Annotated in this window: 14 protein-coding genes; 10 read left to right on the top strand and 4 right to left on the bottom strand. The window is 46.0% G+C overall.

Going from position 1 to position 12,541, the window contains the following annotated elements; genetic code table 11:
* Complete coding sequence (locus MTBMA_RS07925; protein ID WP_013296412.1) at window positions 1-657, top strand: DUF5612 domain-containing protein; 657 nt, start codon at window positions 1-3, stop codon at window positions 655-657.
* Between the two features lie 32 nt (window positions 658-689).
* Here the strand turns inward: MTBMA_RS07925 and MTBMA_RS07920 are convergent, their stop codons facing one another.
* From MTBMA_RS07920 to MTBMA_RS07910, 3 genes are all read right to left on the bottom strand, one after another.
* Window positions 690-959, bottom strand: a complete 270-nt coding sequence (locus tag MTBMA_RS07920) for a hypothetical protein (protein ID WP_013296411.1) — start codon at window positions 957-959, stop codon at window positions 690-692.
* Between the two features lie 151 nt (window positions 960-1,110).
* Entirely contained in the window at window positions 1,111-1,881 is a 771-nt protein-coding gene (locus MTBMA_RS07915) for a CRISPR-associated protein Cas4 (protein ID WP_013296410.1), read from the bottom strand.
* A gap of 137 nt (window positions 1,882-2,018) precedes the next feature.
* Window positions 2,019-3,290: a homoserine dehydrogenase gene (locus MTBMA_RS07910; RefSeq protein WP_013296409.1), complete on the bottom strand. Its 1,272-nt coding sequence runs from the start codon at window positions 3,288-3,290 to the stop codon at window positions 2,019-2,021.
* A gap of 304 nt (window positions 3,291-3,594) precedes the next feature.
* Here MTBMA_RS07910 and MTBMA_RS07905 point away from each other — a divergent pair, with 304 nt between their 5' ends.
* From MTBMA_RS07905 to MTBMA_RS08950, 3 genes are all read left to right on the top strand, one after another.
* A complete protein-coding gene (locus tag MTBMA_RS07905; protein ID WP_013296408.1) occupies window positions 3,595-4,116 on the top strand; it encodes a right-handed parallel beta-helix repeat-containing protein in 522 nt (173 codons plus the stop codon).
* Window positions 4,113-5,723, top strand: a complete 1,611-nt coding sequence (locus MTBMA_RS07900) for an Ig-like domain-containing protein (RefSeq protein WP_333473120.1) — start codon at window positions 4,113-4,115, stop codon at window positions 5,721-5,723. The genes MTBMA_RS07905 and MTBMA_RS07900 overlap by 4 nt, the downstream gene beginning before the upstream one ends.
* A 78-nt stretch (window positions 5,724-5,801) precedes the next feature.
* The gene (locus tag MTBMA_RS08950) at window positions 5,802-7,574 is read left to right on the top strand and encodes a NosD domain-containing protein (RefSeq protein WP_013296406.1); all 1,773 of its coding nucleotides are present in this window, start codon (window positions 5,802-5,804) and stop codon (window positions 7,572-7,574) included.
* 52 nt (window positions 7,575-7,626) lie between these two features.
* On the opposite strand, the gene MTBMA_RS07885 is transcribed toward MTBMA_RS08950, so the two are convergent.
* Window positions 7,627-8,646 carry a DNA polymerase subunit beta gene (locus MTBMA_RS07885; RefSeq protein ID WP_013296405.1) on the bottom strand — a complete coding sequence of 340 codons (1,020 nt, stop codon included), beginning with the start codon at window positions 8,644-8,646 and terminating at the stop codon, window positions 7,627-7,629.
* A gap of 135 nt (window positions 8,647-8,781) precedes the next feature.
* On the opposite strand from MTBMA_RS07885, the gene MTBMA_RS07880 reads away from it, so the two are divergent.
* The 6 genes from MTBMA_RS07880 (at window position 8,782) to MTBMA_RS07855 (ending at window position 12,477) form a co-directional block, all read left to right on the top strand.
* On the top strand, window positions 8,782-9,147 hold the full coding sequence (locus MTBMA_RS07880; RefSeq protein WP_013296404.1) for a PPC domain-containing DNA-binding protein: 366 nt from the start codon (window positions 8,782-8,784) through the stop codon (window positions 9,145-9,147).
* Window positions 9,148-9,269: 122 nt separating this feature from the next.
* Window positions 9,270-9,836, top strand: coding sequence for a DUF366 family protein (locus MTBMA_RS07875; protein ID WP_013296403.1), 567 nt, complete (start codon window positions 9,270-9,272; stop codon window positions 9,834-9,836).
* Window positions 9,837-9,874: 38 nt separating this feature from the next.
* On the top strand, window positions 9,875-10,351 hold the full coding sequence (locus tag MTBMA_RS07870; RefSeq protein ID WP_013296402.1) for a 6-carboxytetrahydropterin synthase QueD: 477 nt from the start codon (window positions 9,875-9,877) through the stop codon (window positions 10,349-10,351).
* 5 nt (window positions 10,352-10,356) lie between these two features.
* The gene (locus MTBMA_RS07865; protein ID WP_013296401.1) at window positions 10,357-11,091 is read left to right on the top strand and encodes a 7-carboxy-7-deazaguanine synthase QueE; all 735 of its coding nucleotides are present in this window, start codon (window positions 10,357-10,359) and stop codon (window positions 11,089-11,091) included.
* 11 nt (window positions 11,092-11,102) lie between these two features.
* Window positions 11,103-11,666: a CBS domain-containing protein gene (locus MTBMA_RS07860; protein ID WP_013296400.1), complete on the top strand. Its 564-nt coding sequence runs from the start codon at window positions 11,103-11,105 to the stop codon at window positions 11,664-11,666.
* Window positions 11,659-12,477 carry a CBS domain-containing protein gene (locus MTBMA_RS07855; protein ID WP_147671399.1) on the top strand — a complete coding sequence of 273 codons (819 nt, stop codon included), beginning with the start codon at window positions 11,659-11,661 and terminating at the stop codon, window positions 12,475-12,477. Before MTBMA_RS07860 ends, MTBMA_RS07855 begins: the two co-directional genes overlap by 8 nt.
* The last annotated feature ends 64 nt before the right edge of the window (window positions 12,478-12,541 follow it).

The raw sequence follows: 12,541 nt of genomic DNA, 5'->3' as shown, positions 1-12,541 counted from the left end.
ATGAGTTCAGCGGCTCTCAGTATAAAGACGGTTGAGAGGCCAGGGGTTCTCAGTGAGATAACCGGCATGATAGCCTCAAGGAACATAAACATCACCTACGCCCACCTCTATGTTGAAAGGGATGGCCATGGCTCCATATACATGGAACTTGAGGATGTGGAGGACATGGAGTCCCTCCTGGATGAAATCAGAGCCTCGAAAACCGTGGTTGATGTCAGGGTGCACAGGTCACTTGAGGAGATCTATGGTAAGAGGATAATCATAATAGGAGGCGGGGCCCAGGTGTCCCAGGTTGCCATGGGCGCCATCAGCGAGGCCGACAGGCACAACATAAGGGGCGAGCGCATAAGCATCGACACCATACCCCTCGTGGGCGAGGCTGAACTCGCGGAGGCTGTCAGCGCCGTTGGGAGGCTTCCAAGGGTGGCCGCACTGGTACTTGCCGGTTCACTCATGGGAGGGGAGATCACAAGGGCTGTTGAGAGGGTTAAAGGTGAACATGACATCATCGTCATAAGCCTCAACATGCCAGGGAGCGTCACAGATGTTGTGGATCTTGTGGTGACAGACCCCATACAGGCGGGGGTTATGAGTGTAATGGCGGTTGCAGACACAGCGGTTTTTAACATCGAAAAGGTAAGGGGTGAAAAATTCTAGCCACCAGAATAAGAGATAAAAAAATAAGGGCTTCAGCTCATCTCGATGGCCCTTATAAGTTTACTGGCCGCGTTTTTGAGTTCAGGGTCCTTTATATCACCACTTTCCCTTATTTTAAGGGCCAGTTCAAGGACCTTTGATACATCTGATGGCTTGAGGTTCTCTGCCATTTCAAGGTAGGTCTGGTCCTCTTCGGGTATTTCATCCTTCTTCTTGGCAGCGAGTTCCAGGAGAACACGGCAACTGCTCATCACATCCGGGCTGTCAATATCCTCACACTTTTTAAGAAGCTCCTCCTTCATATCATCACCTTGAATTATTATGTTTTAACGTTTATTTAATTCTAATCATTTTAGTGGCAGGATGTCGGGGTCTTTTTTACATGTTGATGATTATTGTACAGCGGATTGTGATCTCATGTGGGTTTATTGTGCAGGCGATGCTATAACGCCGTCACTTAAACGGACCCTCCCGTGAGCAGGTCTCTGCAAGACCGCAGCTGGCACATTTAGAGGGTTTTACCTGAACTTCAGGCACCTCACCGTCATCCTTTATCCTTCTTATGTCATCCAGAATATCGAAGAGGTACTCCCTTCTCCCATAATCTGCCAGGACGGGTCTTCTCTCACCGGGAAGTATGTATTCTATGAATGAAACCATGGTCTCTGTCTCAAATTCCCTCTCAACCAGGATCGCATGTGCTGTGAGTTCAAGGCTGTCGGCTGGCCAGACACCCCTGAAGGGAGGTTTGGAGGTCTTGATCTTCAGGGGGTAGTAGGAGCCATCAACCAGCTCCATGGTTACACGTCCATGGATCTCAAGGGAGGGATCGTTTATCGGGTAATCCCTGATCAATGGGGGAAACAGCACATGGGCCACCATGTCTCCTGAAAGCCCAAGGGTGCTCATAGCCCTAATTATCCTGTTTGCAGTGGCTTCAACCTCAAAGAGCATGAGGTCCATTGTCTTATCCCTTTCAGTTTCATCAAGGCCTCTTATTATCCCCTCGAGGTCCTCCCTGAGGATGGATTCCAGTTCATCCATCCTGATATCCTCGTCAATCTTTCGGGCTCTGCTCTCAGCAGCTGCCCTGAAATCGAGGTAAGTATCCCTTAACCTTATTGCAAACCTGTTACCCGGCTCACTGATCCCCAGGAGTTCACGGAGATATACCTTCATGGGACAGAACATGAATTCAGATATCATGGAAACCGCAATGGACATAGGATTCACCACCACTGTATTATTATTAATTTATTAATAAGTATTAAGTATGGTGGTGGAAACCCTGGATGAAGGAACTCATGCCGGGGTTTACGTGATATATAAGTCTGAAAAATAAAAAGAGGAGGTTTAAAAAATTAGAGTATTTTAAGGCGGACAGGTTCACCCGTGACCCACCGAATTTCAGATATCTCCCTGATGGCGCTCTGAATGTCGCCCTCGGCTGCCTCATGGGTCACTATGTATATGGGTACAGATTCCCCCTCAAGTGCACCCTTCTGTGTAACCGATTCAATGCTTATTTCATGCCTGCTGAAGGCCCCGGCTATCTCATGGAGGACCCCTGGCCTGTCAACTGCATCGAGCCTGATATAGTACCTTGATCTGGTTTCTCGGAACTCCCTTATGGATTCAACCATCCTGACACCGGGTCCTGGCTGCAGCGGACTTTCAGGGTTCAGGGCGATGTCCATACAGTCTGCAACAACTGCACTTGCAGTGGCCCTCCTCCCGGCCCCCTTACCATAGAACATCACAGGGCCGGTGAAGTCACCTGTGATGTATATGCCGTTGAACACGCCATTTACAGATGAAAGCAGGTGTTCATGGGGTACAAGGAAGGGCATGACACCCATTTCCAGCTCACCATCATCCAGAGAGGCCGTTGCAAGAAGTTTAACACTGCAACCAAGCTCATTATTTGCGTATTCAATGTCATCACGCCTTATTTTGCTTATACCCTCCACGTGGAGGTCCTCTTCGGGTACATAAACGCCAAAGCCAAGTAGAGCCAGTATTATCAGCTTCTGGGCGGTGTCATGACCCTCAATATCGAATGTGGGATCTCTCTCAGCATAACCGAGCCTCTGGGCCTCCCTGAGGACATCATCAAATTCCATGCCCTCAGAGGCCATCCTTGTGAGGATATAGTTGGCTGTGCCATTTATTATACCATAAATGGATTTTATCCTGTTGGCTGCAAGGGACTCGTTGAGGGCCCTCAGCACGGGTATGCCTCCACCCACACTGGCCTCGAATGCGATCCTCACTCCATTCTCCCTTGCAGTGGCCATTATCTCATCCCAGTGTCTGGCGAGAAGTGCCTTGTTGGCTGTTACAACGTGCTTACCATTTTCCAGTGCCCTCAGTATGAAGCTCCTGGCCGGTTCATAGCCCCCTATGAGCTCTATCACGATATCGATTTCAGGGTCATTGAGGATATCATCAGCGTCTGTTGAGAGTATCTCAGGGTCTATATCAACGCCACGGTCCGTTTCTATGTCAAGGTCAACCACCCTTTTGAGTTTCAGGTCCTTTCCAGTTTTTTCTCTTATGAGGTCATGGTTGGTGTTGAATATCTCCACAACCCCTGCCCCGATTGTTCCAAATCCTATGAGTCCAACATTCACATGAAAACCTCCAATTTAATGAACAGTATAACTTCATCTACTGGTGTTCCTCCACCATCCACCTTTGATGATTTATCGCATTTCAGTTTAATAATAGTTCAGCTTCCCAATAAAATCAGGACTTTTCATAGGTTTTTCTGTTCCTGATGAAAGGGCTAGATGTGGCACCATTCGAAAAGGCTAGATGTGGCACCATTCGAAAAACATGCTCATTTAACCAATATTTTAGGTTTATTTAATAAGGCGGAAAATTATATATTGTTTTTTGTTCAAAATATATCTGAATAAAGTTGGGGGGAGGTGTATGTATAGAAAGGTATTTATTTTGTTATTGGCTGCTTTTTTTGTGGCTGCCCTTTCCGGCACAGCCTCGGGGGCTGTTTACAATGAGAGGAAGGGAGAGGTTTATGACACAATTCAGGGGGCACTGGATGATTGCGGACCTGGCGATAGTATAAGGGTGGATGATGGAACCTACACCGAAAATATCCAGATAGACAAGGAAAATGTGTTTCTCACATCAATAAATAGGGGAGCTGTTGTTATAAATCCAGTTGATCCCAATCGGCCCGTAATCAGCGTAAAGGCAGCAGGTGTTGGTATACGTGGATTCAATATAACCGGTGGCAATGACTATGGAATAGTTGTGAATGCCAGCAACTGCACAGTATCAAGAAACTACATCACCACAGCTGGAGGTATTAAACTTAACGGTTCCTCCAACAGTACAATCATATACAACACTATAACCAGTGGCGGAGACGCAATAGATCTCATAAATTCTTCAGGTAACCTGATCTCACGAAACATTATAACTCTCAGATAGGAGTATACCTTCAGGATTCCTCATACAACACCATATCCCAGAATACATTTGAAGATAACACGTATTCAATTTCCATGAACGGGGCCGCCTTCAACAGCATAATTGATAATAACATGACCGACAATAATTTCGGAATCTACAATTACGGTGTTAACAACACCATAACAGCTAACAGGATAGCTAATTCGATCTGCTCCAATATTTATCTAACCGGTAGCGATAATAGCATCTACGGAAACTATCTCATAAACGGTTTGTATTCCTTCGTAGCAGGTAACCGCCTTAACAACACAGAGATAGGTAACTACTGGTCATATTACTCAGGGAATGACACCAATGGGGATGGACTGGGTGATGTACCAACAACCCATGGAGACCAGAGGCCCCTCATTGTTGACCTTGCGGTGATTGATGCCACAGTAACACCCACAAACATTCAGGTGATTCTAAGGAACAACGGCAGGGCCAACCTCACACGCATAGACCCCACAGGACAGTTCATGGTTAAGATAAACTGTGATGGCAATGAAACGGTGCACTACATAAACGCACTCAATTACGGCGAGACACAGACCATAACAAGGCCAGTGGGCCTTGGGCCAGGTATCCATGTTGTCAACATAACAATCCCCTACAATGGCACAACCCAGCTCCTGGAGGACAAAAATATAAGGGATGCCTGTATAAGCAACAACAATCGCACAGTGAACAGGGAGCTGATACCGGCCACCATAAACTACGGTAACCCCACTGTAACACCTTTGAATGGGACTGAACCATTAAATGTTACTGTAACGGTTGAGATCACAAATATCGGTGATTTTTCAAAGGATGAGATTGTATTGCTTGTTGTGGATGGCGCTATAGTTGATCAGAAGACTGTCGAAGTTGCTGGACAGTCAACGGTTACGGTGACATTCAGCATCCCTCTTCATAATGGAACCCACAGTGTGACTGTAAATAACATGACACCGGTTAATGTTACAGTCTTCAAACCATTACGTGTCCTCTCAGTTGACCCGGCCAACGGCACCCTTTCAGTTTCACCAACCAGGAAGATTGCTATAACCTTCAGTGAGAATATCCTCAACGGTACTGCCTATGATAAAATAACTGTCAAAACATCCAGCGGTGTCTCCAAGAAGATTTACAAGACCATAACTGGTAACAGGCTCTACATTACCCCTGTTGGGGGATGGAGCCCCGGTGTCAGGTACATAATTACCGTACCAAGAAACTCAGTTAAAACTGTCAATGGAGTTACCCTCACCTCGGATTTCAGTTCTTCCTTTACATCTGCAATTGCTGTGACCTACATTGACCCGAAATATGGTGCGACAAGGGTTTCAAGGACCAAGACTATTATTATAACCTTCAGTAACAGCATACTGGCAGGGCCAGCCTACAGTAAGATAACGGTTAAAACATCCACTGGAAGGTTGAAGTCCATCAGTAAGAGGATCATAGGTAACAGGCTCTACATAAAACCTGTTGGCAGCTGGCGTGCACGTACAAAATACATCGTCACTGTTCCAAGGACTGCAGTTAAGACCAGCACAGGTAACATGATGGCAGCGGACTTCAAATCAGTATTCACCACCATTTAACCATTCAAATTTTATTTTTTAGTCGTTAGCTTAGAGTAGAATATTTTAATGAGATCATGATTCTCAACGGGTGATATAATGTTTAGAAGGACTTATATTGTAGGAGTCTTTATTCTTACCTTACTCATATCGGGCACATCATCTGGAGCTGTTCTCAACAACAGGACGGGGCAGATTTATGACACCATTCAGGGGGCACTGGATGACTGTAGCCCCTCTGATATTATAATAGTTGGTGATGGGATCTACACTGAAAACATCCAGATTAACAGGGAAAATGTAACACTCATGGCAAACAGGACAGGAAAAGCAACGATAAATGCCCAGAACACTGATCGCCCCACTGTAAATATAACTGCTAGAAAAGTTGTTCTGAACGGATTTGTCATAACAGGTAACACTGGGATATTCCTGAAATCCACAGAATGCAGAATAACAGATAATAGAATAACAGCTCTCGAAACAGGAATACAGCTCTTTGAATCTTCGGATAACTTTATATCATCCAATCAGATAATTAACTGCACTTTGGGAATCCATTTTTACAATTCATCATATAATACGATTTCAAGCAATACATTGAATAGTGGGGGGATAACTCTAGGATCCCTTTCATTTAATAACACTGTTTCAGACAATAATCTGACCAATAGTTCAATTTTAATTTTCAGCTCATTCAATACGCTTCTAAGAAACAGAATAGTTACAATGGGGGAAGGAATTTACATCCATTATGCAGATGGTAATAAGCTTCTTAATAATACGATAACATTCAGTGGGAACGGAATAACACTCGACGCATCATCTTATAATTTAATCAGTGGTAACACTATAGCAAACAATACTGAAAGGGGCATTCTAATTGGAAAACTTTCAAATAACAATAAAGTTTCAAATAACACGATAATGAATAACAGAGGCCGTGGAATTGAACTCAGCTCATTTTATCCTACATCTTCTAATGAGATATCATATAACAACATCATCAATAACAAAGTGGGTTTATACATTTACGGATCAGTGAACAACACAGTGGTATATGGAAATATTTTTGCAGCAAATGAAATTTCAGCGGAGAATCATGGCACCGATAATATATTCAACATGCCAAAACCTGTGGGTGGTAATTACTGGAGTGATTACAATGGAGTGGATTCTGACAGAGATGGTTTTGGAGACACCCCCTACACATTTACTGGCGGAACAGATAATCTCCCGCTTATCAGAAATCCGGCTAGATCAATAAGAATAATCTCTATTGATCCGGTTAAAGGTGCTATTTCAGTTCCAAGATACAGGAATATCACTATCACATTCAGTTCCAACATCACTCCGGGGTCAGCCTATAGCAGTATAACTGTGAAGACTTCTACGGGTGTTTTAAAGTACATAAATAAAGTCGTTCGGGGTGACAAGCTTATAATAGTCCCTATGGGAGGATGGAGTCCTGGAGTGATTTACAGAGTGACCATACCCATGGATGCTATAAAAACCATTGATGGTGCAACGCTTTCCTCTGATTTCAGTTCTTCCTTTACATCTGCAATTGCTGTGACCTACATTGACCCGAAATATGGTGCGACAAGGGTTTCAAGGACCAAGATTATTGTTATAACCTTCAGTAACGGCATAATTGCGGGGCCGGCCTACAGTAAGATAACGGTTAAAACATCCACTGGAAGGTTGAAGTCCATCAGTAAGAGGATCATAGGTAACAGGCTCTACATAAAACCTGTTGGCAGCTGGCGTGCACGTACAAAATACATCGTCACTGTTCCAAGGACTGCAGTTAAGACCAGCACAGGTAACATGATGGCAGCGGACTTCAGATCAGTATTCACCACGGTTTAATGAACCCATTTTCTTTTTAATTTAAGGTATATCGGGTCTTTCACCTGTTATTTTATAATCTGAGTTCCTTTAGCTTTATGAACTCGTTCTCGGCCTCCCTTGTTGTCCCCACAACAACCCGGTACCCGTTTTCCCTTCCACTGAACCTTTCAAGCTTACCCCTTGCGATTATCCTTTCACCCTCCCTGGCCTGCCCCGCGTAGGTATGGGTGAAGGACACAACCTCAGTGATTTCAGCTTCAGGCCCCTCAAGTACACTGACATCCTCCACAAGGTACCTTGCAGGGTTGTCAAAGGCCTCGATGGCGTCAGATACTGTGCACTCGACAGTCACCCTGCCGCAGTCCTCATAGGTTGTATCGGCCCATGAGCCCTGGATTTCACTCCAGTCCCTTGCAGCGAGGATGTCGAATAGGGTTCCATCGATTATTCCCCTGTTGTTCTTTCTCAGCTCATACCAGCAGAACTCCCTGAAGGAGAGCGTGTCATCGGTGATCCTTTTCCTGTAGACCTTCATGAGCTGTTCCTTATCCAGTCCCTTCAGCGGACTCTCAGGGTCCCCCTTAAGTTCACCGAAAGCTTCCATGGCCCTCCGGTGGTTCCTCAAACCGTAAACCACAAAGTCGATATCAGAGTTCAGGGGGTCATACAATCCGGGAAGCACTGAACCTGAAACCCCCATGGAACTGTAGGGAATCCCTGCGGCATCATGCAAGGTGTCGGCAATCATCACAACCCTGGCAAGCAGCTGATCGGTTGGGGATTCCATTATATCCAGAAGGCGCTCCTCTGGCCTCAGTATACTATCCACTCTTTCATTGGGAACACCCATCATGAGTACACCGAGTTCCTCATAGTGGTGGAGGTAGGTGGGGTGGTTCTCCTCGAGGAAGGTGTATGCCAGCTCAGAATTCACCTTTGAGTATCTTGCCGAATTCAGGGACCTTTCACCTTCACTGTCGGGTATGTAGCGTAAAAAGGATAGTATCCTGTCTTCTGGATGAACGTATGATGTAACAGCAAAGAATAGATCATCAGAGGTGTATATGAAGTCACGGATTCGGGCTTTCATAGGTAAATTAAATGCATGATGAAACTATAAAGCTTTTCATATTCTTCTGGAGGTATCAGAGGGGGTGTATCTCTTCTTGGTTAGCTGGATTCCCATGGATTAATTAAATGAGGGCGGATCTGCAAATCATTTAATATGATTCTCCTAAGACTTGAGCCTGGAATGGATCTCATGGCTGAGATGGAGGCCCTTGAAGTTGCGGGTGCCGTTGTATCGGGTATAGGTAGCCTCAATGGTGTGAGGATAAGGACAGCGGATGAGAGCATCCTTACGGTTGAGGGTCCCCTTGAGATAATATCCCTGCAGGGGACAATCACAGGCGATGGTGTCCACATCCACATTGCAGTGGCTGATTCCTCTGGAAGGGTAATTGGCGGACACCTCAAGGGCTATTGCAGGGTAAGGACAACAGTCGAACTTGCCGTGATACCCTATCATGGTAAACTGAGAAGGGTGATGGATGATAGAACCGGTTACAGAGAGTTACTGGTTCTTGAATGATTTCAATCACATCGGTGGCTCAAACATGGGATCAATTACCCAGTGGGATCTCTGCCACGGTCTCTTCACGTGACTCAAATCCTACTTATAGGATCACCTCCAAATATTTAGATGGTGATTGAATGATATATGAGCACCTCGAGGACCCTATCCTCTATGATGGAAGCCAGATAGAACCTGCATGGGCCCTCAGTGAACTGGGAATAAAGGGTTCGAGCATAATAACCTGGATAGGCCCAATGGATGTGAAGAACATCGTGGACTACGAGGACGTTGACCTTGAGATAAAGTCTGAGAATGTCCTCCACTTCATTGTTGAACACTTTGATGAACAGCCAGCAAGTCTGCGTTTATCCTATCACAGGCAAAGGGTTCTGGTCATGCTCCTCATGGAGGAACTTCGGGGCCATGGATTCGAGATCCGGAGGGAGGGTGATGACCTCTACGTAGGTTCATCCAAGCTAACGGTTTCCATAGCAACTGCCTCGGTATCCAGCATGAAGATACACCTCGGTGTGAATATCCATGAGAAGGGCACACCAGATGATGTGGATACCGTGGGGCTCCTTGATGAGAGGCCTGAAATTGGAATGGAGGGCGTGGTGCAGATAGCAGAGAACGTTGCCATGGCATACATACATGAGATTGACTCCATCGAGGAGGACATATGCAAGACCAGGATCTTCTGAAGAGGCAGGGACACTTCTGATTAGTAGATGTGGTTAAAATGAAAATAGTTATCAACGGGATACATGCCAATTTAAGGTTTTCAGCGGCACACATGATACCTGAACACGAGTCATGTGGATGCATACATGGACATTCATACATAGTTGACGTTAAGGTGGAGGGAAAAAGGAGCGGCAAGCATGGATTCGTGGCTGACTTCAAGGACGTTAAGGCAGTGGTGAGAGAACTATGCAGCAGATTTGATCATAAACTCCTCATACCCCTCAGAAGCCCCCTCATAAATTTCTCATCAACAAGTGGAAACATCAAATTTGAGATCGGTGGTAAGGAGTACAGTATACCCGAGGAGGACTGCTGCCTCCTTGACCTTGAGTCCAGCTCTGCAGAGGAACTTTCACGTTACTTTGCCTCCACCCTCTTTAAGGAGCTTGTCAGAAAGTACGACATATCCTCGGTTGAGGTCTGCGTAAATGAGGGAATAGGACAGGGGGCCATCTACACCATATCCCGGTGATCCATATGAGGGCACCCATTATGGAGGTCTTCAGCAGTATCCAGGGTGAGGGCCTACTTGTAGGGAAGAGGCAGATTTTCATACGTTTCGCAGGCTGCAACCTTAACTGCAGCTACTGCGACACCCCAGAGAGCAGGGACCCATCCTGTGGAGAGGAACTCTCAGCAGACCAGCTTCTGGGGATGGTTGAAAATCTCGTGACCCCTGATTTTCATTCACTGAGCATCACAGGTGGTGAACCGCTTCTTTACCCTGATTTTATCAGGGAATTTCTTGAGGATTCCCCATGGAGTGCTCTTCTTGAAACCAACGGCTCTCTCCCGGCCAGCGCCCGGAGGATATCCCACTTCTTTGATTACGCATCGGTGGATATTAAAACATCTGAACATTTTTCAGGGGATTTCAACCATAATATTACAGAATCCGATATATCCGGCTCGGATGACCTCATTGATCGGGAGATTCAAGTCATAAACATATTAATATCAAAAGGTGTAAATACATATTGTAAGGTGGTTGTGATGCCCACAACGGGGGCTGAATACATCGGGGCCCTGGCCATGCGGCTCCGTGAAGGCGTTGATGACCCTGAAAAACTTTCAATGGTTATACAGCCCTGCAGTCCCCCTGAACAGTGGGCTCTGTACACTCCTCGCCTGCTGGAAATGTCTCAGGAAGCCGGANAGTATATGGATGTTTACGTTATACCACAGATGCATAGGGCCCTTGGCCTTAGGTAGGAGGTTGTCAGATGGAAATGGAAACAAAGGTTACAGTCCATGATGCCATGACATCGAATGTTATAACAGCAGACCCTGGCATCAGCGTTGCAGAAGCAGCATCGATAATGACAGAAAAGAAGGTCGGAAGCATCATTGTGAAGAGCAACTCCGAACCTGAAGGACTCATCACAGAGAGTGACATCATAAGGAAGGTGGTTTCCAAGGACCTGGCTGCCAGCAAGGTTACAATTGGCGAGGTAATGAGCCGTAACCTCATAAGCATAGAACCTGAGAGGGAACTCAGTGACGCTGCAAGGCTGATGGCAAAGAACAGTATAAGGAGACTCCCTGTGGTTAAGGACGGTGCACTGGTGGGGATACTGACATCCTCTGATGTCATGATGGTCGCCCCTGAACTCACCGAGATCCTTGTTGAGAATGCAAGGATTGAGGAGAACAGGGCACTGTCACCTGAGAATGAGAGGTCTGTCCCCGGCGTGTGCGAGGTCTGCGGTAACTATGAGGAGTACCTTGAGGAGTATGATGGTAGATACATATGTGAGGAGTGTAAAGAGGACCTAGAGGGTGAATGATTTGTTTGTAAGAGACGTAATGACTTTAAATCCCGTCTCAGTCTCACTTGAAACTGCCGCCACGAGAGTAAGATCCATTCTAAGGGATGAGGATTTCAGATGCGTCCCTGTGGTTGAGGGAGAGAAACTGAGGGGTCTTATAACAAGGGGTGATGTGCTCAACATCACAGCAACCAAGTCAAATCTTGAGGCAAGGGGCATAATGGAGAAACCAAAGGTTATCCTGACCCCTGAGATGGATGCGATGAGGGCAGCATCTGACCTTTTAAAGGTCGGTGAGATACAGGCCCCTGTTGTTGAGTCAACCGACAGCATGAAGCTTGTGGGGATACTGAGCGCCATAGACCTTATATCTGGCTTCCTTGAAAATGGCTATGAGCCGGTCAGAAGCCCTGTAAGTGAGATAATGTCCCCAGACCCTGTTACATGTGAACACAGCGACCAGCTTTCAGCTGTATGGGATCTTATGGATGAATCAGGGTTTTCAGGTCTTCCTGTGATGAAGAATGGTAAAATGATAGGTATCATAACCAGGAAGGACCTTCTGAGGTACGGCCATGCAAGGATACACAGGGAATCAGGTGAAGTGAAATCCGTGGCGGTTGAGAAGATAATGAAAACACCCCCCGTTGCCATAACACCGGATACTCCTTCTGAAAAGGCTGCCTCTCTCATGCTGGAGAAGGATATTGGAAGGATCCCCGTGGTTGAAAACCCGGTATTTGTGAAGAGGGACCCCAGCATGGTGAAGGAGGCAGATCTTCTGGGTATAGTGTCCAGGGAGGACGTCCTGGAAGCATATATCAAGTGAAATGGTGGCTTGATGAAACCTGAAAGTCCCATCAACGAGAAATTAATTTTTATTAAAAATATTA

It is taken from the genome of Methanothermobacter marburgensis str. Marburg, assembly GCF_000145295.1.
GTDB classification, from domain to species: Archaea; Methanobacteriota; Methanobacteria; order Methanobacteriales; family Methanothermobacteraceae; genus Methanothermobacter; species Methanothermobacter marburgensis.
The sequence above is the reverse complement of the archived record's forward strand: the minus strand, read 5'-3'. Positions and strand labels throughout refer to the sequence as shown.

Coding starts and splice junctions, on each gene's coding strand:
- MTBMA_RS07880 (WP_013296404.1), top strand. CDS start 8,782: ATGATTCTCCTAAGACTTGAGCCTGGAATGGATCTCATGGCTGAGATG.
- MTBMA_RS07885 (WP_013296405.1), bottom strand. CDS start 8,646: ATGAAAGCCCGAATCCGTGACTTCATATACACCTCTGATGATCTATTC.
- MTBMA_RS07905 (WP_013296408.1), top strand. CDS start 3,595: ATGTATAGAAAGGTATTTATTTTGTTATTGGCTGCTTTTTTTGTGGCT.
- MTBMA_RS08950 (WP_013296406.1), top strand. CDS start 5,802: ATGTTTAGAAGGACTTATATTGTAGGAGTCTTTATTCTTACCTTACTC.
- MTBMA_RS07920 (WP_013296411.1), bottom strand. CDS start 959: ATGAAGGAGGAGCTTCTTAAAAAGTGTGAGGATATTGACAGCCCGGAT.
- MTBMA_RS07870 (WP_013296402.1), top strand. CDS start 9,875: ATGAAAATAGTTATCAACGGGATACATGCCAATTTAAGGTTTTCAGCG.
- MTBMA_RS07860 (WP_013296400.1), top strand. CDS start 11,103: ATGGAAATGGAAACAAAGGTTACAGTCCATGATGCCATGACATCGAAT.
- MTBMA_RS07875 (WP_013296403.1), top strand. CDS start 9,270: ATGATATATGAGCACCTCGAGGACCCTATCCTCTATGATGGAAGCCAG.
- MTBMA_RS07925 (WP_013296412.1), top strand. CDS start 1: ATGAGTTCAGCGGCTCTCAGTATAAAGACGGTTGAGAGGCCAGGGGTT.
- MTBMA_RS07915 (WP_013296410.1), bottom strand. CDS start 1,881: ATGTCCATTGCGGTTTCCATGATATCTGAATTCATGTTCTGTCCCATG.